Annotated in this window: 24 protein-coding genes; 12 read left to right on the top strand and 12 right to left on the bottom strand. The window is 61.4% G+C overall.

All coding sequences use genetic code 11. The features are described from left to right. Positions 1-857 (top strand): IS3 family transposase (locus ABX75_RS21225; protein ID WP_144419314.1); only part of this gene is annotated, 857 nt, incomplete at its 5' end. Between the two features lie 119 nt (positions 858-976). Here the strand turns inward: ABX75_RS21225 and ABX75_RS21220 are convergent. Together ABX75_RS21220 and cysK are read right to left on the bottom strand one after the other, a co-directional pair. Further along, positions 977-1,915: an aspartyl/asparaginyl beta-hydroxylase domain-containing protein gene (locus ABX75_RS21220; RefSeq protein ID WP_034096461.1), complete on the bottom strand. Its 939-nt coding sequence runs from the start codon at positions 1,913-1,915 to the stop codon at positions 977-979. Positions 1,916-2,042: 127 nt separating this feature from the next. Beyond that, positions 2,043-3,017, bottom strand: a complete 975-nt coding sequence (cysK, locus tag ABX75_RS21215; protein WP_034096460.1) for a cysteine synthase A — start codon at positions 3,015-3,017, stop codon at positions 2,043-2,045. Positions 3,018-3,143: 126 nt separating this feature from the next. On the opposite strand from cysK, the gene ABX75_RS21210 reads away from it, so the two are divergent. The 3 genes from ABX75_RS21210 to ABX75_RS21200 all read left to right on the top strand — a co-directional run bounded on the left by ABX75_RS21210 (position 3,144) and on the right by ABX75_RS21200 (position 6,350). Beyond that, positions 3,144-4,220, top strand: a complete 1,077-nt coding sequence (locus ABX75_RS21210; RefSeq protein ID WP_034096459.1) for a DUF748 domain-containing protein — start codon at positions 3,144-3,146, stop codon at positions 4,218-4,220. A 106-nt stretch (positions 4,221-4,326) separates the two neighbouring features. Next, positions 4,327-5,172, top strand: coding sequence for a MoxR family ATPase (locus tag ABX75_RS21205; RefSeq protein WP_003210690.1), 846 nt, complete (start codon positions 4,327-4,329; stop codon positions 5,170-5,172). Then, a complete protein-coding gene (locus ABX75_RS21200; protein WP_034096457.1) occupies positions 5,172-6,350 on the top strand; it encodes a VWA domain-containing protein in 1,179 nt (392 codons plus the stop codon). Before ABX75_RS21205 ends, ABX75_RS21200 begins: the two co-directional genes overlap by 1 nt. A gap of 334 nt (positions 6,351-6,684) precedes the next feature. On the opposite strand, the gene ABX75_RS21195 is transcribed toward ABX75_RS21200, so the two are convergent. The 3 genes from ABX75_RS21195 to ABX75_RS21185 are packed head-to-tail and all read right to left on the bottom strand — an operon-like array spanning position 6,685 to position 9,058. Continuing rightward, complete coding sequence (locus tag ABX75_RS21195) at positions 6,685-7,617, bottom strand: biotin-dependent carboxyltransferase family protein (RefSeq protein ID WP_047882593.1); 933 nt, start codon at positions 7,615-7,617, stop codon at positions 6,685-6,687. Beyond that, positions 7,614-8,318 carry a 5-oxoprolinase subunit PxpB gene (gene pxpB / locus ABX75_RS21190; RefSeq protein WP_040267623.1) on the bottom strand — a complete coding sequence of 235 codons (705 nt, stop codon included), beginning with the start codon at positions 8,316-8,318 and terminating at the stop codon, positions 7,614-7,616. Before pxpB ends, ABX75_RS21195 begins: the two co-directional genes overlap by 4 nt. Further along, entirely contained in the window at positions 8,315-9,058 is a 744-nt protein-coding gene (locus ABX75_RS21185; protein ID WP_047882592.1) for a 5-oxoprolinase subunit PxpA, read from the bottom strand. The genes pxpB and ABX75_RS21185 overlap by 4 nt, the downstream gene beginning before the upstream one ends. Before the next feature lie 175 nt (positions 9,059-9,233). On the opposite strand from ABX75_RS21185, the gene ABX75_RS21180 reads away from it, so the two are divergent. After that, positions 9,234-10,148: a LysR family transcriptional regulator gene (locus ABX75_RS21180; protein WP_034112438.1), complete on the top strand. Its 915-nt coding sequence runs from the start codon at positions 9,234-9,236 to the stop codon at positions 10,146-10,148. A gap of 117 nt (positions 10,149-10,265) precedes the next feature. On the opposite strand, the gene ABX75_RS21175 is transcribed toward ABX75_RS21180, so the two are convergent. From ABX75_RS21175 to ABX75_RS21165, 3 genes are read right to left on the bottom strand one after another with little or no spacing between them, the layout of a single operon-like run. After that, on the bottom strand, positions 10,266-10,808 hold the full coding sequence (locus ABX75_RS21175; RefSeq protein ID WP_034096452.1) for a DUF2937 family protein: 543 nt from the start codon (positions 10,806-10,808) through the stop codon (positions 10,266-10,268). 11 nt (positions 10,809-10,819) lie between these two features. Continuing rightward, positions 10,820-11,596, bottom strand: a complete 777-nt coding sequence (locus ABX75_RS21170) for a class II glutamine amidotransferase (RefSeq protein ID WP_034096451.1) — start codon at positions 11,594-11,596, stop codon at positions 10,820-10,822. Positions 11,597-11,626: 30 nt separating this feature from the next. Then, entirely contained in the window at positions 11,627-12,157 is a 531-nt protein-coding gene (locus ABX75_RS21165; protein WP_034096450.1) for a hypothetical protein, read from the bottom strand. Between the two features lie 24 nt (positions 12,158-12,181). Between ABX75_RS21165 and ABX75_RS21160 the strand changes: the two genes are divergently transcribed. Next, complete coding sequence (locus tag ABX75_RS21160; protein WP_047882591.1) at positions 12,182-14,236, top strand: S9 family peptidase; 2,055 nt, start codon at positions 12,182-12,184, stop codon at positions 14,234-14,236. A 66-nt stretch (positions 14,237-14,302) separates the two neighbouring features. Continuing rightward, the gene (locus tag ABX75_RS21155) at positions 14,303-14,776 is read left to right on the top strand and encodes a cyclic nucleotide-binding domain-containing protein (protein WP_034096785.1); all 474 of its coding nucleotides are present in this window, start codon (positions 14,303-14,305) and stop codon (positions 14,774-14,776) included. Here ABX75_RS21155 and ABX75_RS21150 read toward each other — a convergent pair. Continuing rightward, positions 14,773-15,051: a hypothetical protein gene (locus tag ABX75_RS21150; RefSeq protein ID WP_047882590.1), complete on the bottom strand. Its 279-nt coding sequence runs from the start codon at positions 15,049-15,051 to the stop codon at positions 14,773-14,775. The genes ABX75_RS21155 and ABX75_RS21150 overlap by 4 nt on opposite strands. A gap of 78 nt (positions 15,052-15,129) precedes the next feature. Between ABX75_RS21150 and ABX75_RS21145 the strand changes: the two genes are divergently transcribed. The 4 genes from ABX75_RS21145 to ABX75_RS21130 all read left to right on the top strand — a co-directional run bounded on the left by ABX75_RS21145 (position 15,130) and on the right by ABX75_RS21130 (position 17,358). Further along, the gene (locus ABX75_RS21145; protein WP_047882589.1) at positions 15,130-15,816 is read left to right on the top strand and encodes a spermidine synthase; all 687 of its coding nucleotides are present in this window, start codon (positions 15,130-15,132) and stop codon (positions 15,814-15,816) included. A 129-nt stretch (positions 15,817-15,945) separates the two neighbouring features. Beyond that, a complete protein-coding gene (locus ABX75_RS21140; RefSeq protein ID WP_025858458.1) occupies positions 15,946-16,320 on the top strand; it encodes a YajD family HNH nuclease in 375 nt (124 codons plus the stop codon). 152 nt (positions 16,321-16,472) lie between these two features. Next, positions 16,473-16,940: an RNA methyltransferase gene (locus tag ABX75_RS21135; protein WP_034096446.1), complete on the top strand. Its 468-nt coding sequence runs from the start codon at positions 16,473-16,475 to the stop codon at positions 16,938-16,940. Between the two features lie 67 nt (positions 16,941-17,007). Then, on the top strand, positions 17,008-17,358 hold the full coding sequence (locus ABX75_RS21130) for a DUF2892 domain-containing protein (protein ID WP_047882588.1): 351 nt from the start codon (positions 17,008-17,010) through the stop codon (positions 17,356-17,358). A gap of 86 nt (positions 17,359-17,444) precedes the next feature. On the opposite strand, the gene ABX75_RS21125 is transcribed toward ABX75_RS21130, so the two are convergent. Together ABX75_RS21125 and ABX75_RS21120 are read right to left on the bottom strand one after the other, a co-directional pair. Next, positions 17,445-18,665, bottom strand: coding sequence for a hypothetical protein (locus ABX75_RS21125; protein ID WP_034112430.1), 1,221 nt, complete (start codon positions 18,663-18,665; stop codon positions 17,445-17,447). 11 nt (positions 18,666-18,676) lie between these two features. After that, positions 18,677-19,126, bottom strand: a complete 450-nt coding sequence (locus ABX75_RS21120) for a YcgN family cysteine cluster protein (protein WP_034096443.1) — start codon at positions 19,124-19,126, stop codon at positions 18,677-18,679. A 154-nt stretch (positions 19,127-19,280) separates the two neighbouring features. Here ABX75_RS21120 and ABX75_RS21115 point away from each other — a divergent pair, with 154 nt between their 5' ends. Next, complete coding sequence (locus ABX75_RS21115) at positions 19,281-19,865, top strand: nitroreductase family protein (protein ID WP_047882587.1); 585 nt, start codon at positions 19,281-19,283, stop codon at positions 19,863-19,865. Between the two features lie 79 nt (positions 19,866-19,944). On the opposite strand, the gene ABX75_RS21110 is transcribed toward ABX75_RS21115, so the two are convergent. Next, positions 19,945-23,367, bottom strand: a complete 3,423-nt coding sequence (locus tag ABX75_RS21110; protein ID WP_144419313.1) for a hypothetical protein — start codon at positions 23,365-23,367, stop codon at positions 19,945-19,947. Positions 23,368-23,454 lie beyond the last annotated feature (87 nt).

The following is a 23,454-nucleotide window of genomic DNA, read 5'->3' as shown; positions in this document are numbered from 1 at the left end:
GCGAAGAAAAAGCTCGAATAGTCACTGAGCTGAGACAAGACTTTCCGCTGGCGGACCTGCTCAAACTGCTAGGGCTGGCGCGAAGCACGTACTACTACCAACTCAAGGTCATGGGCGTTGCGGACCGCTTCGTCTCAGTCAAAGCCTCGATCCAGAGCCTTCAGGAAGAGCATAAAGGGCGCCTGGGCTACCGCCGTATGACGCTGGAACTGCGTAAAGAAAGACTACAGATCAACGGCAAAACGGTACGACGATTGATGGGAGCGTTGGGGCTCAAATGCACGGTGCGACCCAAGAAATACAGAGCATATAAAGGGCCGATGGGAGAGATCTCACCCAATACCTTGGCTCGTCGGTTCGAAGCCGAGAAGCCGAATCAGAAATGGGTGACGGATGTCACCGAGTTCAAAGTGGCAGGTAAAAAGCTGTATCTGTCGCCGATCTTGGACTTATACAACGGAGAAATCGTGGCTTATCAGACCGCCATACGCCCCCAATATGCCCTGGTTGGCGACATGCTGGAGCGAGCGCTCGAGCGCCTGCCTGAGGGCGCTAAACCCATGCTGCACTCGGATCAAGGCTGGCACTATCGATACTCGAAGTATCGCGAGCGACTAGAACAGGCGGGGCTGGAACAAAGCATGTCACGCAAAGGAAACTGCTATGACAACGCTACGATGGAGAGCTTCTTCGGCACGTTGAAGTCAGAGTTTTACTACCGCGAAAGCTTCGACAGCGCGGCTCAGTTGCAGGCTGGACTGGATCAATACATCCATTACTACAACCATAAGCGAATCAAAACGAAGCTTGGCGGACTGAGCCCTGTAGAGTACAGAGCCCGTTCCGCTGTAGCCTAGACAATTACTGTCCAACTTTTGGGGCGCACTTCAGTATGTCAGTCAAAACATCCATGACTGATCCACCACTATCGGGAGCAAGCCCCCTCCCACATTTTGACCGCGTTTAACGCTTCAGATCAGCCGAACAACCACTTCCACAGCAGTACCAACACCACTACCGCCAGCACCGGCCGCGCAATGCGGTAAGCCTTCGGATGCTTGCGCTTCCACTGTTTGACCACACCGCTGAACTTGTCGCTGAAGGTCTTGCTCCAGGCATACGCCTGGTTGATCCCACCCACGCGCTCGTCGTCGAGGTTCTGCGGTGCGGTGGCGCGGCCCAGCTGTTTGCTGACCCAACGGTTGACGCGGGTCATCAGGCGGTTACTCAGCGGACGCTCGATGTCGCAGAACAGGATCACGCGGGTCTGCTCGGTCTCGTTCTTGACCCAATGCACATAGGTTTCGTCGAACATCACGTCTTCACCGTCGCGCCAGGCGTACACCTGGCCGTCGACGAAGATGCGGCAGTCGTCGGAATTGGGCGTGGACAAGCCCAAGTGATAGCGCAGGGAACCGGCGAACGGGTCGCGGTGCGGGTTAAGGTGGCTGCCGCCCGGCAACAGCGCGAACATCGCGCCCTTGACGTTGGGGATGCTACTCACCAGCGCCACGGTCTTCGGGCACAGCGCCTCGGCCGACGGCAGGGGCTTGTCGTACCACTTGAGGTAGAAACGCTTCCAGCCCTTTTTGAAGAACGAACCGAAACCGGCGTCGTTGTTCTTTTCGGCGGCGCGGATGTAACCCTCGTCGAACAGGTGCATGGCCTCTTCGCGGATCACTTCCCAGTTGTCCTTGAGCACATCCAGCTCCGGGAATTTGCTGCGGTCCAGGTACGGCTTGGACGGCACCGCCGAAAACAGGTACATCAAGGCGTTATACGGGGCGAACAGCGCCGAATGGTTGACGAACTGGCGCAACATCGGCAAACGCGCCTTGCCGCGCAGGTGCACGTACAGCGTGCTGCCGATAAACAACAGCAGCACCGACAGTTTGGCGGTCAGAGAAAAGGTCATGCGGCAACTCCTGGAAATAAGCGTCTGGCCGACAGCATCCCGTTGGAGGGATGCCAGACGTAACAGCCGGCCATGATAAACAGTTGCGCCATTATGCAGAAGGCCCGCACCGACCAGCTGACCTGCATCAAGCCTGGTTTTCCTGCTCAGTGAACAGATCGCTGAACAGCATGCTCGACAGGTAACGCTCACCGGAATCCGGCAGCACCACCACGATAGTCTTGCCTTGCATCTCCGGTTTCTGTGCCAGGCGCACCGCCACCGCCATCGCGGCGCCGCAGGAAATCCCGCACAAGATCCCCTCTTCCTGCATCAAACGCAGGGCCATGGCCTTGGATTCCTCGTCGCTCACCAGTTCCACGCGGTCGACCATCGACAGGTCGAGGTTCTTCGGCACGAACCCGGCGCCGATCCCCTGGATCTTGTGCGGGCTGGGCTTGACCTCTTCACCGGCCAGGGTCTGGGTGATCACCGGCGAACCGATCGGCTCGACCGCCACCGACAGAATCGGCTTGCCTTGGATATTTTTGATATAGCGCGACACGCCGGTGATGGTGCCACCAGTGCCCACGCCCGCCACCAGCACATCCACGGCGCCATCGGTGTCGTTCCAGATTTCCGGGCCGGTGGTTTTTTCGTGGATGGCCGGGTTGGCCGGGTTTTCGAACTGGGCCGGCATAAAGTACTGGGCCGGGTCGCTGGCGACGATCTCGCCGGCCTTCTCGATAGCGCCTTTCATGCCTTTGGCCGGCTCGGTCAGTACCAGCTCGGCGCCGAGGGCCTTGAGCACCTTGCGCCGTTCCAGGCTCATGGAGGCCGGCATGGTCAGCAGCAACTTGTAGCCACGGGCGGCGGCGACGAACGCCAGGCCGATGCCGGTGTTGCCGGAGGTGGGTTCGACGATGGTCATGCCCGGCTTGAGTTTGCCGCTGCTTTCGGCGTCCCAGATCATGTTTGCACCGATGCGGCACTTCACCGAGTAACCGGGGTTGCGCCCTTCGATCTTGGCCAGAATGGTCACGCCGCGCGGGGCGATGCGGTTGATCTGAACCAGGGGCGTATTACCGATGGAGTGCGCGTTATCTGCAAAAATGCGGCTCATGGCGGGTCCTATTGGGCGATGTGCGAAAGGCTTCAAGGGTATGCCGGGTCGTACTAGGCGTCCAGTCGGAGGAACGTTGAGGCCAGCGCGACAGTCCATCTGCTTACGAGCAAGGAGAACTGCCCCATGAAACGTCGCTACAGTTGGCCGCTATGGACCGTCGCCGGGTTGGTGGTGGTGCTGATCGCCCTGAACATCGCCCTGCCCTACCTGGTGCGCAATTACCTGAATGACAAGCTGGCCAATATGGGCGACTACCGCGGCGAAATCGCCGACGTGGACCTGGCCCTGTGGCGCGGCGCCTACCGCATCAACGGCTTGCAGATCGTCAAGGTGGACGGCAAGGTGCCGGTGCCGTTCGTCAAGGCGCCACTGATCGAGTTCGCGGTGAGCTGGCATTCGCTGTGGTACGACCATGCGGTCGTCGCCGAAGGCCACTTTGTGCGGCCGGAAATCAATTTTGTCGACGGCGGCGCCAACAAGCAGGCGTCCCAGACCGGTAAGGGCACCGACTGGCGCGAGCAACTGGGCAAGTTGCTGCCGATCACCCTCAACGAGGTGCGCATCGAAGACGGCAAGATCGCGTTCCATAACTTCAATTCCAAACCGGCGGTGAACATCAACGCCACCGGGGTCAATGCCAGCTTCTATAACCTGACCAATGTGGTCGACACCGAAGGCAGGCGCGATGCGCGCTTCGACGGTAAAGCACTGCTGCTGGGCCAGGCCCCGCTAGAAGCCAGTGCCACCTTCGACCCCTTGAGCAATTTCGAAGACTTCGAATTCCGCTTCCGCGCCCGCGACTTGCAGCTCAAGCGTATGAACGACTTTGCCTCGGCCTACGGCAAGTTCGATTTCAAGGCCGGCACTGGCGATCTGGTCATTGAGGCCCAGGCTGAAAAGGGCCAACTGAGCGGCTACATCAAGCCGTTGCTGCGGGATGTGGAAGTGTTCGACTGGCAGCAGGACGTGGAAAACAAAGACAAGAACATCTTCCGCTCGATCTGGGAGGCCGTGGTGGGCGCCAGCGAGACCGTGCTGAAGAACCAACGCAAAAACCAGTTCGCCACCCGCGTTGAACTGAGCGGCAGCGTGCATCAGCAAGATGTCAGCGCGTTCTGGGCCGTGGTGGCGATTTTGCGCAACGGCTTTATTCAGGCGTTCAACGCGCGCTATGAACAACCCAAGCCGAGCGCCGACTGAGCGCGCAGAGTGACCGGCCATTCAGAGACTGAATAACCCGTCTGCGTTCACAGTCGCCGGGGCCGCGCGGTATAGTCCGGGCATTGATGAATTCGAGGAAACACCGATGAAGTTCGAAGGCACCCAGGCCTACGTTGCCACCGATGACCTGAAACTGGCCGTCAACGCTGCCATCACCCTGGAGCGTCCGCTGCTGGTCAAGGGCGAGCCGGGCACCGGCAAGACCATGCTCGCTGAGCAACTGGCCGAATCCTTCGGCGCCAAGCTGATTACCTGGCACATCAAGTCCACCACCAAGGCCCACCAAGGCCTGTACGAGTACGACGCGGTCAGCCGCCTGCGCGACTCGCAGTTGGGCGTGGACAAGGTGCACGACGTGCGCAACTACCTGAAGAAAGGCAAGCTCTGGGAAGCCTTCGAGTCCGAGGAGCGCGTGATTCTGCTGATCGATGAAATCGACAAGGCCGACATCGAGTTCCCCAACGACCTGCTGCAAGAACTCGACAAGATGGAGTTCTACGTCTACGAAATCGACGAGACCATCAAGGCCAAAAAACGCCCGATCATCATCATTACCTCCAACAACGAAAAAGAGCTGCCGGACGCGTTCCTGCGCCGCTGCTTCTTCCACTACATCGCCTTTCCGGATCGCACCACCCTGCAAAAGATCGTCGATGTGCACTACCCCGACATCAAGAAAGACCTGGTCAGCGAAGCGCTGGACGTGTTCTTCGACGTGCGCAAAGTCCCCGGCCTGAAGAAAAAACCCTCCACTTCCGAACTGGTGGACTGGCTCAAGCTGCTGATGGCCGACAATATCGGCGAGGCGGTGCTGCGCGAGCGCGATCCGACCAAGGCCATTCCGCCATTGGCCGGCGCCCTGGTGAAGAACGAGCAGGACGTGCAGTTGCTGGAGCGTCTGGCGTTCATGAGCCGTCGCGGTAATCGCTGATGTTGCTCAACCTGTTCAATGAAATGCGCGCAGCCAAGGTGCCGGTGTCGGTGCGCGAATTGCTCGACCTGATCAACGCGCTCAAACAACGCGTGACCTTTGCCGACATGGACGAGTTTTACTACTTGGCCCGGGCGATCCTGGTCAAGGACGAGCGGCATTTCGACAAGTTCGACCGGGCCTTCGGCGCGTATTTCAACGGCCTGGAAAAACTCGATGATCACCTACAGGCGCTGATCCCCGAAGACTGGCTGCGCAAGGAATTCGAGCGTTCGCTCAGCGATGAAGAGCGTGCGCAGATCCAGTCCCTGGGCGGCCTCGACAAGCTGATCGAGGAATTCAAGAAGCGCCTGGAAGAACAGAAAGAACGCCACGCGGGCGGCAACAAGTGGATCGGCACCGGCGGCACCAGCCCGTTCGGTTCCGGCGGTTATAACCCGGAAGGCATTCGCGTCGGCGACGCCGGCAAGCGCCAGGGCAAGGCCGTCAAAGTCTGGGACCAGCGCGAATACAAAAACCTCGACGACCAGGTGGAACTGGGCACGCGCAACATCAAAGTGGCCCTGCGCCGCTTGCGCAAATTCGCGCGCCAAGGGGCGGCGGAAGAGCTGGATATCGACGGCACCATCGACCACACCGCCCGCGATGCCGGCTTGCTGAACATTCAGATGCGCCCGGAACGGCGCAACACCATCAAGCTGCTATTACTGTTCGATATCGGCGGCTCGATGGATGCCCATGTGAAGATCTGCGAAGAACTGTTCTCCGCGTGCAAGACCGAGTTCAAGCACCTGGAGTACTTTTACTTCCATAACTTCGTGTACGAGTCGGTGTGGAAAAACAACCAGCGCCGCACCTCGGAGCGCACCTCCACCCAGGACTTACTGCACAAGTACGGTGCCGACTACAAAGTGATTTTTATCGGCGACGCTTCGATGGCGCCGTACGAAATCACCCAGGCCGGCGGCAGCGTCGAGCACTGGAACGAAGAGCCCGGGTATGTGTGGATGCAACGCTTCATGGCCAAGTACAAGAAGCTGATCTGGATAAACCCATACCCTAAGGACACTTGGGGGTTTACGGCCTCCACCGGGATTGTGCGGGAGTTGGTGGAAGACCAGATGTACCCGCTGACGCTGCGCGGGCTGGAAGAAGGCATGCGCTACCTGTCCAAATAACACCAGATCCAATGTGGAGGCTTGCCCCCTGGTGCAATCTGCCTGCCCCTCTGTCACTGACGCGCCGTCATCGGGGGCAAGCCCCCTCCCACAGTTTGGAGGCGGCGCAAATGCTTTCTCCAAGTAATACCGACATCCAATGTGGGTGGGGCTTGCCCTCTTTAGCAGTCTGCCTGCCCATCTGCCACTGACGCGCCGTCATCGGGGGCAAGCCCCCTCCCACTGTTTGGAAGCGGCGCAGATACTTTCTCCAATTAATACAGACATCCAGTGTGGAAGGGGGCTTGCCCCCGATTCCGGTGGTGCAGTCACTGACGAATTGACTGACCTAACTCTATCGGGAGCAAGCCCGTCCCGCCGTTTGGAAGCGGCGCAAATACTCGATGTGCTGCCGATGCGCCGTTTCCTGCACCACCGGCGCCAATCGCACTTTCTGCCCCGGCAGACATTGCGCCAGCCTGGCCAAGGCCAAGGGTGTCAGCGCGCCCAACCGTGGATAGCCGCCGATAGTCTGGCGATCATTGAGCAGTACGATCGGCTGCCCATCCGGCGGCACTTGGATCGCCCCCAGCGGAATCCCTTCGGAGATCAACGACGGCCCCTGATACTGCAATGGCGTGCCCAGCAGGCGCATGCCCATGCGGTCGGCACGGCTGTCCAAGGCCCAGTCGGTGTTGAACGCATCGAACAGGCTCTGGCCGCTGAACTGGCCGATCTGCGCGCCGACAATCACGTCCAGTGAGCCGCCGGTTGGCAACGCCGGCTGACTCAACTCCTGCAGGGCACCGCCGGTTCCGGAATAGCTCAACCGACCGCCTGCGGCCAGTGCGTTGCCCAAGCCATCCACACCTCCGAGTGCTTCACGAACCACCGTCGCGCAACTGCCCAGCACCGCCGGTGCATCAAACCCGCCCGGCGCCGCCAGGTACGCCCGCGCACCGTCGATTGGCTGGGTAAAGCGCAGGCGCTGGCCCTTTTGCAGGACAAAACTGCGCCCAGGGCTGATGGCGCGCTCGTCGATATGCGCACCCAGATCTGCACCGGCCAGAGCCAGCAGGCAATAGTCCTCGGCCTTTACGGTGAAGCCGCCGAGGGTAATTTCCACCACCGCAGCGTTCAGCGCATTGCCCAGCAGCCAATTGGCCCAGGCCATCGACACCCAATCCAGCGCGCCGCCCTGGGTGACGCCCAAGTGGCGCACGCCAAAACGCCCGGCGTCCTGCAACAGGCAAAGCGGGGTGCTGGCCTCGATCGATAAGCGGCTCATGGCTGCGCCTCCAGCGGCGTGTCATCGCCACCCAAGCGGATAAATTCAGCGTGATCCACCGCCTGGAAACGCACAGTGTCGCCGGGCTGCATCAGGCTGTAGCCGTCGCGCTCGCGGTCGAAGAGTTTGGCTGGGGTGCGGCCGATCAGGTTCCAGCCGCCCGGCGACACCACCGGGTAGGCAGCGGTCTGCCGCTCGGCGATCCCAACACTGCCGGCCGCCACGCGTTTGCGCGGGGTGCTTAGGCGCGGAGTGGCGAGGGCTTCATCCACCAAGCCCATAAAAGCGAATCCGGGAGCAAAACCAAGGGCGAACACCTGGTATTCGTGGGCGCTGTGGCGGCGGATTACCTCGTCCACCGTCAAGCCGCTACGCTGGCTGAGCACGCTCAGTTCCGGGCCGACGCGCAGGTCGTACCACACCGGCAAAACATGGCACTGGCCGCTGCCCTGGGCCTGGGGTTGCAGGTCGGCGAGGGCTTGATCGATGCGCTGCCGCGCCTCGGCCGGGCTCAACGCGGTGAGGTCGTAATGCACCATCAGGGTGGTATAGGACGGCACCAGATCCACCAACGCCGTGCCGAAAGCGCTGCGCAATCGTTGGGTAGCGGCGAGCATCCACGGCATATTGGCTTCGGCGATCACGTCGAACAGACGCACCATCAGACAATCGATGGCCACCACTTCAATGCGTGGCTTCATGCTGACGTCAACGCCGCGCGGATACGTTGCACGGCGGCGATGGAACTGGCGTTGTCGCCATGGACGCACAAGGTATTGGCCTGCAATACCAGGGCGCTGCCATCGCTGGCGGTGAGCGGCTCGCCGCGAGCAATAGTCAGGGCTTGCTGGAGCACGGTGTCAGCGTCGTGATGCACTGCGCCCGGCAGTTGGCGCGATACCAGGTGGCCGTGGCTATCGTAAGCACGGTCGGCGAACGCTTCGAACCACAAGGTCAGGCCGTATTCGTCGCCCATCGCCTGGGCTGCGCTGTTATCACGGGTGGCCAGCAGCATCAACGGCAAGCTGGCATCGTAGGCCGCAATGGCCTGCATCACCGCGCGCAGTTGCGCGGGTTTGGCCATCATGTCGTTGTACAACGCACCGTGGGGTTTGACGTAGCTGACGCGGGCGCCCTGGGCACGGCAAACGCCATCGAGAGCGCCGATCTGGTAGTGCAACAGGTCCTGGATTTCTTCAGGGCTGTAAGCCATCGAGCGGCGACCGAACCCTTGGAGGTCCTGGTACGCCGGATGCGCACCGATTTGCACGCCATGCTTGAGCGCCAGGCTGACAGTCTTGCGCATGATGCTCGGGTCGCCGGCATGAAAGCCGCAGGCCACGTTGGCGCAATCGATGAACGGCATGACCTCGGCATCCAGGCCCATGGTCCAGTTGCCAAAGCTTTCGCCGATATCACAATTCAGTAGCAGGCGGCTCACGGTGGTCGCTCCTGTAGGCTTTGTTTTTTTGTAGTGTGGGATTTTTACCGTCGGACACGCAACTTGTCCTGACACCCCCACGCCGCTTATCGTGGAACGACTCGATTTTTGGCGCTCGCCCCGTGCGGCGTCCAACTAATAAAAACCGATCCAAGCATAAGAAAAAGTTGATCCCATGAATTTGAAGTTCCTCGAAACCTTCGTTTGGGTCGCCAGGCTCAAGAGCTTTCGCCTGACCGCCGAAAAGCTCTTTACCACCCAGGCGTCGATCTCCAGCCGCATCGCCGTGCTGGAAAGCGAACTGGGGGTGAAGCTTTTCCTGCGCGATTCCCGGGGGGTGAGCCTGACCCCGGAAGGCGTCAAGGTGCTCGACTATGCCGAGCAGATGATGGTGACCCTGCAAGGTTTGAAACAATCCCTGGAGACCACCAGCAGCAAGGTCGGACGGATTCGGATCGGCGCCATGGACACAGTGATCCACACCTGGCTCAGCCCGTTGGTGGCGGAATTGATGGACCATTTCCCGCTGGTGGAAATCGAATTGGTCGCCGATACCGCGCTGAACCTCAGCGATCAGCTGCAAAAAGGCTTTCTCGATCTGATCCTGCAAACCGACCTGCTGCGCCTGGAAACCGTGCGCAGCCTGGAACTGGGCAGCCACCCGATGGCCTGGATCGTCGCCAGCCAATCGATCTATAACCGTGACTATGCCTCCCTTGCCGACCTGGCCCAGGAACGCATCATTACTTATTCGAAAAATTCCCACCCGCACCAGGACGTGATCCGCCTGATGCAAGCCAATGGCGTTGCTGCGCCGCGTATGAACTGCGTGAACTCAGTGTCGGCGATCACCCGCCTGCTGCGCGACGGTTTCGGGATTGGCGCGCTGCCGCCGGTGCTGGTCGGCGAAGAACTGGCCCGCGGCGAACTGCTGATGCTGCCCATGGAACAACGTTTGCCGAACCTGCAAGTGGTGGTGTCGTGGCGCGTGGGCGTGGAGTTGGCGGAGGAGATCGTGGGGTTGTGCCAGAAAGTAGTGGCCCGGTATGCCGAGGAAGTCGGCGAAGAGCGGATGGTGCTGGCAACTTAATAAACCGGATATGAATGTGGGAGCGGGCTTGCCCGCGATAGCGTCAGTGACAGTTCGGCTGACTGATCCACTGCTATCGGGGGGCAAGCCCCCTCCCACACTTGATCGAGTTGGGCGTTAGAGCCCCTTGAGGTCCCGCTCTTCAATCGGCCGGCTCTGGCGCAGGCGCTTGCCGCCGAGCACGATCCAGTCGATCAAGCGGTACAGGCATTCCAGGCCGAACGACAACAGCATCGCCCCACCCAGGCCCCAGCCCATGGCTTCGGGGGTCAGCAGGATCTGGTAGCTGTAGCCGTTCCAGGTTTCCTGGCGGATATCCGGGTCCGCGGCCACCGCCACTTGCAGCGCGCGGATATACCAGGGGCCCTGCATGGCCTGGAATTGCTTGTCCAACGCCACTTGGCGATCGAGCAAAGCGCCCAGGCTGCTGGCATCGCTCTGGAACACCGGGTCATCGCTGGCACGGTAATGCTCGACCAGGGCGTGCATGTCCCCCTTGAAGAACTGCTGCGCCGTGGTTTCGAAGCCACGCAGGCTGGTCTGGGCCTCGATCAGGTGGGCTTCGACGCGCTTAGCGTAATCGCTGATAAACCCCGGCACTTGCACACCGACCAACAGGCCAATGGCAAACAGCACCAACCGCAGATAGCTGAGCAACATAGTCGATGTCCTTACTCGGTAATGCCCTGGCTGACGCATTCTCCGCGTCGCCATAGGCTCCATTGACCCGGTTCGTAGCGGGTCCAGTTTTCGTTGTCGGTCAGGGGTTCGGTGGCAATCACCGTGACCACGTCGTTGGGCGTGGTTTCGGCCTGAAAATCGACGATCACGTCGACATCTTTCAAGCGCGCCGGACCGAACGGTGCACGCCGGGTGATCTGGGCCAGCTTGGTCGAGCAATAGCAGAACAGCCAGTCGCCATCGCTGAGAAGGCAGTTGAAGACGCCTTTGCTGCGGTACTCGGCGCAGGCGGCGATCAGGTCCGGCAGCATTTGCTCGATGTCCACCGGCTCGGGGAAGGCTTCGCGCACGCGGTTGAGCAGATCGCAGAACGCCGCTTCGCTGTCGGTATCGCCCACCGGCCGGTAGAACGTGGCGCGTGGGGCGAAGTCCGCCAGTTGGCCGTTATGGGCAAAACACCAGTTGCGCCCCCACAGCTCGCGCACGAACGGGTGGGTATTGGCCAGGCTCACCTTGCCGACATTGGCCTGGCGGATATGGCCAATCACCACTTCGCTTTTGATGGGATAACGCTGCACCAGCAGGGCGACTTCCGATTCGCTGCTCGCGGCCGGGTCCTGAAACAAACGCAGGCCACGGCCTTCGTAGAACGCGATACCCCAACCGTCGCGGTGCGGCCCGGTGCGCCCGCCGCGCTGCATCAGCCCGGTAAAGCTGAACACGATATCGGTGGGGACGTTGGCACTCATGCCCAATAATTCACACATGCCAGGGCTCTCGCTGCAGGGCTTACAACGTTAAAGACGCGGTTCGACTCGCATACCGCTGACGGGCGCCGGACGCCGGAAAGGTTCGTCATCGTCCTGGTCTTCGGCGGCCAGGGCGGCGTCGGTGGCGGCCTTGCGCTCGCGGCGCGCCTTGGCGGCACGCTCGATGGGCCAGCGGATCAGCACGAACACCAGGTACACGCCGAACGCGATCATGGTGTACATGAACAAATCGGAGATGGCACGCCAGGCGTTATTGCCGACCTTGAGCACCAGGTCCATCGCCGTAATGGCCACGGCCGGCGCGAACTGGGTCTTGACCGGATCGACGATGGTCGGGCTGAACAACAGCACCGCCATCAGCAGTTGCAGCGGCTCGCGCAGCCAGCGCCAGATCCAGCGGGTCAGGCGCCACCACACCAACAGGCAGCCCAAAGCGGCGAAGGCGTAAAGGCCCCAAGCGGTCAGATAGTCGTTCTCGGTCATGGTGTCCATGGCAAGGTTGGCAAACAGGCGGCTATCATAACGGCTTTTGCGTGTCACGGCTGCAATGCCCGCCACCTTCCGCCAGACAGAGAGTGATCCATGCCGTCATCGACCCACATCACTGCCGCCCCGATTGCCCGCAAGGCCCCCGGCCAGGACCCGTACGCCTGGCTGCAAGAGCGTGACAGCGCCGAAGTGCTCGATTACCTCAAAGCCGAAAACGCCTGGCAGGAAGCCCAGCTCGCCGATCAAGCGGCCCTGCGCGAAAGCCTGTTCGACGAGATCAAGGGGCGCATCCTCGAAACCGACCTGTCCCTGCCCTCCCCCTGGGGCCCGTACCTGTATTACACGCGCACCACCGCCGGTGACGAATATGCGCGCCACTACCGCTGCCGTCGCCCCGCCGACGACAGCAACCAAGTGGATGAAGGCAGCGAAGAACTGCTGCTGGACCCGAACGTGCTGGCCAACGGCGGGTTCTTCTCCCTTGGCGCGTTCAGCATCAGCCCCGACCATCAGCGCCTGGCCTACAGCCTCGATACCAGTGGCGATGAGATCTACACCCTGTTCGTGAAGGAATTGGCCACCGACAAAGTCAGCGAACTGGAATTCGATCACTGCGACGGCAGCATGACCTGGGCCAACGACAGCCTGACCCTGTTCTTCGGCGAATTGGACGACACCCACCGCCCGCACAAGCTGTATCGCTATCGCCTGGATGGCACGGCGGCGCAGGAAGTGTTCCACGAGCCTGACGGACGGTTCTTCCTGCATTGCTACCGCTCAAGCTCCGAACGCCAGTTGCTGCTGGCGCTGGGCAGCAAGACCACCAGCGAAATCTGGGCGCTGGACGCCAACCAGCCGCACCTGGACTTCACCTGCGTGGCGCCACGGGTGGAGGATCACGAATACGATGTGGACCACGGCCAGCTCGATGGCCAGTGGACCTGGTTTATCCGCAGCAACCGCGACGGCATCAACTACGCGCTGTTCGTCGCCGCCGACACCGGCGAGGTGCCCACCGAAGCCGATTGGCACAACCTGATCCCGCACCGCGACGACGTGATGCTCGACGGCGTGAGCCTGAACGCCCGCGCCATGACCCTGAGCCTGCGCATCGGCGGCCTGCCGGTGATCGAAGTGCATCCCCAGGACCTGGCGGCCTACCGTGTGGAGTTGCCCGACGCCGCGTACAGCCTCTACGTACAAAACAGCCTGGAATTCCCCAGCGACCGCATCCGTCTGCGCTACGAAGCACTGAACCGTCCGGCCCAAGTGCGGCAGTTGGAGCTGGCAAGTGGCGCGCAACAGGTGCTCAAGGAAACCCCGGTACTCGGCGTGTTCAATGCCGACGACTATGTGAGCCAGCGCCTGTGGGCCACGTCGGCCGATGGCACCCAGGTGCCGATCAGCCTGGTGGTCAAGCGCGATCAGGTGGGCAAGCCGACACCGTTGTACCTGTATGGCTACGGTGCCTACGGTTCGAGCCTGGACCCTTGGTTCTCCCATGCGCGCCTGAGCCTGTTGGACCGGGGCGTCGCGTTTGCCATTGCGCATGTGCGCGGCGGTGGCGAGTTGGGCGAGGCCTGGTATCGCAACGGCAAGCAGGAACACAAGCAGAACACTTTCAGCGACTTTATCGCCTGCGCCGAACACTTGATCGCCCAGGGCCTGACCACGTCCAAGCAACTGGTCATCAGCGGCGGCAGTGCCGGCGGTTTGTTGATCGGCGCGGTACTCAACCAACGTCCCGAGCTGTTCCAGGCGGCGATTGCCGAAGTGCCGTTCGTGGATGTGCTGAACACCATGCTCGACCCGGAACTGCCGCTGACCGTCACCGAATACGACGAATGGGGCAACCCAGAAGACCCGGATGTCTACGCACGCATCAAAGCCTACGCGCCGTACGAAAACGTCCGCGCCCAGGCTTACCCGGCCATGCTGGTGATTGCCGGCTACAACGACAGTCGCGTGCAGTACTGGGAAGCGGCCAAGTGGGTGGCCAAGCTGCGCGACACCAAGACCGACGACAACCTGCTATTGCTCAAGACCGAACTGGGCGCCGGTCACGGTGGAATGAGCGGTCGCTATCAGGGATTACGTGACGTAGCGCTCGAATATGCATTTGTGTTCAAGGCGCTCGGGTTGATTTAGGAACTTAGTGCGGCGGTTCGGTCTGAACACAGGACCGCCCCTGTTTTGATGGACCCAATTGCTGCCATGCCACCACCGACACAACTCAATAATGAAATCCGCGACATGCTGATGGACTGCGGATTGTTCGATCCTTTGTTGCCGGAAGATTTTCATATCGCTGCCGGCTACTTCAACATCAGCAGCATTGCCCAAGGCGAGGTGATCTTTCTCGAAGGCGATGCGGGCACCTTCATGTGCATCCTCCACAGCGGCCAAGTGGCGGTGCAGAAGGCTCATCACGACGGCCAACCCGTGACCATCGCCACCCTGCGCAGCGGCCGGGCCTTTGGCGAGATGGCGGTGCTCGACGGCGAGCGACGCTCGGCCAGTTGCGTGGCCGCCAGTGCTTGCGTGCTATTGAACCTGGGCAAAGACTCCCTGGAGAAAATGCTCAACGAAGCGCCACGGGTCGCTGCCAAGATTATCCGCGCGATTGCGATTGCCTTGTCCAAGCGCCTGCGCATGGCTGACGGGCAACTGCTATCGCAGCAATTCTAGCCGCCGGGTGTCTTCGGTTTACTGTCGTTCTGCTGCAAGCCGGGCACTGTCTGGTCTTTTGGCGGTGCGGGCAAGACGATGGGCGCCAGGGGCGGCGAACCGTTGCTCTTGGGTACCACCGGCGGGGTGACCTGGGGATACAGGGTGGGCGTTGGCGTACCCGGTGCGCCGGGAGTTGGCGTGGGGGCGACCGGTACGGTTTGCAACTCCTGAGCCTGCGCCGCACCCAATGCGAGCGCGCTCAACACAATGACCGTTAGAATGCTGCACTTCATCGATGGCTCCATGGCCTGACCGGAATGTCGTAAGGCTACTCCCAACCGCGCAAGAATGCCCTTCCCAATGAGATTTCCATGAAACGTTTCGTTCTGCTGGACACCACCCCAATCCCTGACAACGGCGGTGCCTTGTGCCTGTTCGAATACGGCGAGGATTTTGTCATCAAGATCCAGGGCGGCGACGGTGGCCAGTTGATGAACACGCGCATGCACGGTTCCGAAGACGCGCTGGCCGAGATCCCCTGCCGCAAAGTCGCCGGTCGCCCGAACTCGCGGGTGTTGATCGGCGGTCTGGGCATGGGCTTCACCCTGGCCTCGGCTCTCAAGCATTTGGGCAAAAATGCCGAAGTGGTGGTGGCCGAACTGGTGCCTGGGGTCGTGGAATGGAACCGTGGACCGCTGGGGGAAAAATCCGGCCGGCCATTGCTGGACCCACGCACGGTGATCCGCGAGGAAGACGTGGCCAAGGTGCTGCAGGCCGAGCCCCAAGGGTTTGACGCGATCATGCTCGACGTCGACAACGGCCCGGAAGGTTTGACGCAAAAGGCCAATAGCTGGCTGTACTCCGCCGGTGGCCTGGCCGCCTGCGCCAAAGCGCTGCGCCCCAAGGGGGTGCTGGCGGTGTGGTCGGCCAGTGCCGATAAACTGTTCAGCGATAAACTGCGCAAGGCCGGCTTCAAGGCCGAAGAGGTGCAGGTGTTCGCCCATGGCAACAAAGGCACGCGGCATACCATCTGGATTGCGGAAAAGCTCAAGGGCTGAATCCGTTGAAGATCCCATGTGGAAGGGGGCTCGGCCCCGATAGCGGTCTATCGGTGCCAGGTGCAGTGACTGCCCTCAAGCAGCTAGAATCAACCCTATCCGTGACCCACCTAATAGCCAGGAGCCATGATGAGCTCGACTAACCCGCCCTCCCACACCGCCAAGCTGGACCGCATCCTCGCCGATGCCCAGCGCGACCGCGAAATGGGCTACCGCGACAAAGCGCTGAAGATGTACCCCCACGTATGCGGCCGCTGCGCCCGCGAATTCTCCGGCAAGCGCCTGAGTGAACTGACGGTACACCACCGCAACCACAACCATGATGACAATCCCCAGGACGGTTCCAACTGGGAATTGCTGTGCCTGTATTGCCACGACAACGAACACTCGCGCTACACCGACCAGCAGTACTTCGGCGAAGGCTCGACCAGCAGCCCAACGATTGCCAAGGCCACCCACAACCCGTTCGCGGCATTGGCGGGCTTGATGAAGAAAGACGACTGAAAATTGCCGTCGCCTGTTCCCTCCCGCTTCCCACATTTGTAGGGGCTCACAAGCGAAATGTGGGAGGGCGCTTGCCCCCGATAACGCGGGCCCAAGCAATACATGCCCTCCAGGCCGTATAATCTCCGCTTTTCTTCAAGGCACCCTTCCCCGTGGGCAATAAACGCTACAGCTGCATCGGTCTGTATAACCCCAAATCCCCCGAAAACGTCGGTTCGGTGATGCGTGCCGCCGGCTGCTATGGCGTGGCTTCGGTGTTTTACACCGGCGTGCGTTACGAGCGCGCCCGGGACTTCATCACCGACACCAAGAAGGTCCATCACGACATCCCGCTGATCGGCATCGATGACCTGAAAAAAATCCTGCCGCTGGGCTGCATTCCAGTGGCCGTGGAACTGGTGGACGGCGCCCGCCCGTTGCCCGAGTACACCCATCCCGACCGCGCGCTGTATATCTTCGGCCCGGAAGACGGCTCCCTGGATAAAGACATCCGCGACTGGTGCGAAGACGTGGTGTACATCCCCACCACCGGCTGCATGAACCTCGCCGCCACGGTCAACGTGGTGCTTTACGACCGTTTGGCCAAGGGCAACAACACCCGTTCGGGCCCCAAGTACTGATTTTTTCGGAACATCCAGCGTCTGCGAGCAGTCAGTTGCAGACACTTGCCCTTGTTGGAGAGAGATCATGAGCGACAGCAAAACCTTGCGCCCTGTCATCGAACACACGCCGTTCCAGACTCAGCCCACCCAAAACGTACACGGCTGGGAGCGCATCGGCTCCGTGGCCGGTGGCGTCGTGATGGTCGGCAAAGGCCTGCGCCGCGGCGGGATTTTCGGCCTGATCCAAGTGGCAATCGGCGGCGTCGCCCTGGCGCGCGGCTTCACCGGGCACAGCTCGCTCAAGGACAAACTGGAACAAGGCCGCCAGGAAATGAACGCCGTGCGCACAAAGATCGAGCGCGCCGGTGAAGAGTTGAAGAGCCTCAAGACCCGTGCCGAAGTGGCGGCGGAGAAAGCAGTTAAGACTGCCGGCTGATACAGCTCTTCGACATAGTGGAGATTCAAATGTGGGAGGGGGATTGCCCACTCCCACGTTTGGATTTGTGCGTGCAGGGCTGAGGATCAGCGTAAAAGCTTGGAGTCGAGCACTACCGACGATTCGCCGATGATGCTGTCGGCCAACTGCACAAACTCCGCGGTGGTGATGCTATCGGCGCGCATCACTGCTTGTGCCAAGTCATCCAGTGAGCGCTTGTTGTGGGTTTTCACGCGGATCTCGCGATCCAGCTCCTGCATCACCAGTACCGCCCGGGAAACCGTCGCACCGCTGACATGTTCGCCGCGCAGGCTGGTCACGTCCTTGCCTTCCTTGGTCAGCCGCGCCTGAATCGCCGCGTAGCGCTCATCGGTGATACCACCGCCACGGCGCAGCAATTCGATGGCGTAAAACTCTGCCAACCCTTCGCTGATCCAGTCGCTGGTGTCATGGTCATTGAAGCGACCAATCGCCTGCACCACCTCGCGCAACAACGGGCTGCTGCCGTTTTCGCTGACCAACGGCGTGCGGCTGTTGAGAAAGATCGAGTCACGCGCCGCGAACGCACCTCGGCGCATCGGATCACTGGCGCCCACCACCAGCAGTTTCGCCGGGTGGCGCGGGAATGCCGCTTCCACTTGCGGCCAGACAAAAGTCAGCAGCGTCAGCACATCCATGCGCCGCATGGCCTGCCCCTTGGGCGACGCCACGGTGACATCGGTCTCCCCCAGGCGCACGCGACGACTGCCCAGATTGCCGGCGAGCATCCAGCCAGTGGGACGGTCGAACAGGCGCGAGACATTGTCGATACGGAATTTATTCTTACCGATCCGTGGCCAGGCGGTTTCGACGCTCTTCCAACCGGCCGGCAGGTCGAACACCAGGCGCGAGACCAACTCAACCCCGTCCTGCTGATCGAGCCGCGCGGGCGGCACCAGATCCTCGCCGCGAAACACTGCCCAGCTCGGCGTGAACCGGGTGTCATACACACCCGGCTTGCGTGTATGCGTAAGGCGGACCCGGTAGGTCAGGCTGGCTTTGTCCGCGCCGGGCTGCCACAGGCCACGATGACCGGTGACTTTCCACTGCCCTTCAGCCTTGAAGTCGCTGTAGTCGCCGCCGCTGCCCAAATCGAAATCCAGACCACGCACCGCCGAGCCCTGGGACAGGCTAATACGAACCTCGGCCTGTTCGGTCTGCGGCAGCAGTTTGACGTGGTAGTCCAGGTCGACTTTCCTGGCGCTCCACGCCGCGCCGCTGATGGCCAGCATCACCAGACCTGCCGCCCACTTGGCTGCAACTGTCATACACACTCCCCTCAGCCAGCGCGGAAAATCAGGTAATCCTCCCAGTCGTCTTCGGGCACGCTGCCTTCGCTGAGCATGCGCCCGGACTGGGAAATACGTTCATGGTGCACGGCGTCGCGGTCACCGCAGACGAGATGGTGCCAAAGCGGCAAATCCTTGCGCTCACTCACCAGGCGATAGCCGCAGGTGGGCGGCAGCCACTTGAACTGGTCGGCCTGGCCTGGCGTGAGTTGGATACAGTCCGGCACCGAGGCGCGGCGGTTGGGGTAGTCAGTGCACTGGCAGGTTTTCAGGTCCAGCAACTTGCAGGCGATGCGCGTGTAATAAACGCTGTTGTCATCTTCGTCTTCAAGCTTTTGCAGGCAGCACAAGCCACAGCCGTCGCACAACGACTCCCATTCCTCCTGGTCGAGTTGATCGAGGGTTTTGCGTATCCAGAAGGGTTCGACTTTGGCGGCCATGGGTCTGCATCGGTATCGGTCTGTGAAAAGGCCGCCAGTCTAGTGCCCTCGCCCCTCGGGGCCAAGCGCTTACGACTGGCGGTGTTGCAAGACTTGTCAGTCTAGCGGGCGCGCAGTAGCTTGGAGCGCCGAATTGACCATCAGGAACCCGCCCATGACCCGCGTTGCCGACTACCCGATCCATCCCCAGTTCACCGAGCGCTGGTCGCCCCGCGCGTTTACCGGCGAGAGCATCCCGAAGGAGACCTTGCTGAGTTTCTTCGAGGCCGCACGCTGGGCGCCATCGGCCTACAACTCGCAGCCGTGGCGCTTTCTCTACGCACGCCGCGACACGCCGGACTGGGAGCGTTTCCTGGGCCTGCTCAATGAATTCAATCGCGGCTGGGCACAGCATGCCTCGGCACTGGTGATCATCGCCTCGAAAACCGACTTCATTGCCCCTGGCGCCAGCGAGGAAACCCCGGCGCTGTGGCACACCTTCGACACCGGCTCGGCCTGGGGCCATCTGGCACTGCAAGCCAGCCTCAGCGGTTGGTACACCCATGGCATGGCCGGTTTCGATCAGGAACTGACCCGCAAAGAGTTGAAGATTCCCGAGGGTTACGCACTGCATGCGGCGGTGGCCGTGGGCAAGCTGGGCGACAAATCGAGCCTGCCGGAATACCTGCAAGGCCGCGAACTGCCGAGCCCGCGCCGGCCGTTGAGCGAGTTGGTATCCGAAGGTGATTTCAGCCTGTAAGCCCGTACGCCCTGTCGCTCAAACGGCAGGGCATGCTGTGACGCCACCTGGGCTCAAACCTACGCCCGCCCCCGTCGTGTCATGAGCCAACCAACCCACTGAACTGCCAAAGCAAGGTGCTCTTCATGTCGTTGTAGGCATCCAGAACGGGGCCGACCACGAACTCCGCCGGCATCGATTGGATATCCACCGGATACACCACTTTATCGCGGGCCGAATACAGGAAGTTCTTGAGCTGCAAGTCCTGGTGATAGATGCCTTTTTCCTCCATTCGCCGCAGTGCGTCCTCCAGTAAGGTGCTGGCCTGCGGCGGCAAGCTGCGGCCGCCGACGGTGCTGAGCGCGACGCCATCCAACTTGCCCATTTTTATATAGGCCTGCTCGCCTTCGATAATCGCCGTTGCAAAGCCAGCGCCGTAATAGGTGTTCAGGCAGTCAGTTTCTATCTGCACATAGCTGGGGATATAGCCACGGACGGGATCAACGAACTCTTTATAGACACTCTTGCCGTCAAGGCTTTCGTAAATTGTGCCTTCGCCACCTGCGCCGATGATGGGCCCGAGATCCTCGGCAACCGTAGGTGGATTACCGCCGCGCGCGCCCAACCGCAGCCACTGGTCGCCTTCGACATGCTGCACCATCACCGGCGTCTGGCGATTGTTGTGGTAAATCCTCGCCTGCACCGCACCGTCTTGGGTACGGGTAACTTGCCGAACCTCATACACAGCGGTTGCACCGGTGCTGTCGGTTTGGCGGATAAAGGACAGATGGCCATCCGCTCCCGTATAAACCCCTCGACTGTTGCGCGTAAGCCCGGCAATCCTGGATTCGGGCACGCTGTACTGCTTCAGGAGTCGGTTACTCAGCTCGCTACCCGGATCGCGTCTTACGCTGGTCAAGGCCCCGCCTACCGCTTTGGTCTGCGCGGTGAACTCCTCCAGCGGGGGCCCATATGGGCGCAGGTGGTCGACATCAAAGGCATACCAACGACCGTTATTAAGTACCGCGCCCCCCTCAACGGCCTGGCCCGCTACCTTGAACGTGCCGGTTGCCGCTGCGTCGTACTGCTTGCTGACCGTCTTCAACAGGTCATAGCTGCCGGCGGCGCCCTTGAGCTGATTGACCCCGCTCAACGCCTTGCCCAGCAGGTAACTGCCACCCCGACGGATCAACCCCGCGCCTTGACCAATCAAATCGCCCAGGCCACTGGCCGGGTTGAATGCACCGATTGCGGTAGTGCCGATGATCCTGGCCACCTTCAACACCTTGACCCCAGCAGACGCCGCCGTGGCGCCCACTTTCGCCAACCTGGTTGAGGCCCCTGCGCCGGCGGTGACAAAACCGAAGACATCCATACCCAGATCCAATGCGCCATCCAGGTAATTGCCCTGCTTAAAATTGCCGATCGCTGACCTGAGCGGCACCAGATTCAGGAAAAAATCCGCCAGCTTCCATTCGTTCCCCATCTGCCGATCGTAGGTCGTGACGCCCTTGGCCTGCTTGACCGCTTCGTCATTGTCGATATCCAAATGTTCGACAAAGGCGTCGGCGATGAACTGTGTTCGCGCGCTCTCAAAACTTGACGGAACGGCCTGCTCTACCCGATTCGGCGCAGCACCGCTGTTATGCCGCGGTGTGAAGGGTTCGATAGGGAAGACCCGGTTGGCCTCGCGCTCACGCTCGCGGGTCAGCACCGAAGCCGGCATCGTTCTAATAGCGCCTTGCTTCAGATCCAGGGCGTAGACGCTGACGCCATGGGGCCGGGTGGCCTTGATCAGTAGCGTGGGGTTCTTGTGCTCCAGGGTCCTACCCGTCAAGCCCAGCCCCAGCGCGTATGTATGGTTCTGGAAAAACTCGAGTTTTCCATATTCGAGGTTTTGTCGATCAGCCAAGGGCAATTGCGCCACCAGGTGTTTAATCGTCGTGCCTATGCCCTGCTTGCGCGCAGCGATTGCCTGGTTGAGTTGGTTATTGAAAACCCCATGGGCGTCCAGCTTCAGGGACTTGCCCTTGATCGCCTTGCTCAGGCGTGGGTCGCGGGTTTCCCAGGCGTAGTTGTGCAACCCGCCCATGGCAATATCGAGCATCGAATGCAGCCCCGCTGGCGCGCGGTTCGGGTCGTACAGTGGCTGGTCGAATCCGGGCCTCGGGTCTTTGACGCTCAGGCGCTTGGCCTCGAAGGGCAGGCCCTCGCCGAACCGCTCCTTGAGCTTGGCCAACGCAATCTCCTTGCGGTTCGGCAGCTCGGTTTCCATCAGGCTGGAGGCCTGCACACGCTCATCCATCTGGCGATTGAAAGCGGTTCTGACCCGCTCGATCTCGGCTGGGGTGTAGCGGTCGTCGGGTTTGGCCGACACCACGCCGTTGACCACGCCCCAATCCAGCAAAGCGGCCCTCTGGGCGTGTTGGGTGACTAGCGGATCGGCCATGGCGGCACGCTTGGCCTGGAGCATGACCTGGGCAAACGTCATATTCGGCACCGACCCCGGCGCCTGGGCCTCAATGGCCGCCGCCGCAATCGACAGGCTGACCCAGGCCGGGCTGCCAAAGGTCACGTTGTCAGGCAGATCCTTCACCAGAAGCTGCGGGGCGGTGCGGGCCAGTAGCGCGTAGGCGCCCACATTGGCCATGCCGGCGCTGGTCTGGCCGCTGTCCACCAAATGCTGCTTCAGCCCGGCGCGTATCTCGGTGATGGGCCTGCCCCAGTAGCGCGGCTGAGCCAAATCGAAGCCTGCGACTGTATTGCGACGGGGTGCGGCGACCGATTGGGGATCGAGCACCACGTTGATGGCCGCCAGCGTGTAATCGTTGACGCTGGTGTCGGTGGCGATGCCATTTAACTGTTGCTGCATGGCCTGGCCCAGTGCCTGGCCACGGGCGGAACCGACCAGCATTTGCAACGCCTTCGCCGGATCGTCGGCGGCATCGCTGGGGAGCGGACGGTTGCCGTTGAGGTACTCCAGCACCCCTGCACTGGGGCCCGCCTGGGGATTATTCGGGTGACGCGCGGCATAGTCGGTGGCGGCGCGCAGCAACATGCGCTGTGCATCGCTCGTCAGCGCGACAGGCCAGGACAGGCCACCGCCGAAATTACCCAAGGGATGCGCCAGGGCGCGCTCGCTAACCGCGTCCGCCAGGCTTGTCAGGTGAAAGAACCTGGCCGGCAGGCGCAGACCGTTGGCCTGGATAAAAGCCTCAAGTGTTGGGGCGGCACCGAGCTGCGCAAGGCTTGAGGAGTCGGGATGCAGGTCCATCCGCGTCTGCCGCAACGCAGCCTGCACAGCCTGTGGCGTGGCCGCCGGGCCAAGCCGGGTCGCCATGGCTGCGAGCTGTTGCCCGAGGACTTTCCAGTTATGCCGGTCGCCCAACGCCGTGCGCAAGTGAGCATTAGCGGTGGGCAACGCCGCCGGTACCTGGGACGGGGGAATGACCGCGTCGGCAGCCGGCGCGGGGAATAACGGAGTAACGCCAGAAGATGAGGAAACAGCACCGGAACTGAGCATGGGCGGGCACTCTTTTTGGCAAAGAGCGCCAGCCTCACACAGGGCGGTAAACGGCGAAATCGACTGAGTGTGAGCAGACGTTTTTAA

Origin of the sequence: Pseudomonas sp. ARP3, assembly GCF_001029595.1 — a bacterium.
GTDB lineage: Bacteria > Pseudomonadota > Gammaproteobacteria > Pseudomonadales > Pseudomonadaceae > Aquipseudomonas > Aquipseudomonas rhodesiae.
The sequence above is the reverse complement of the archived record's forward strand: the minus strand, read 5'-3'. Positions and strand labels throughout refer to the sequence as shown.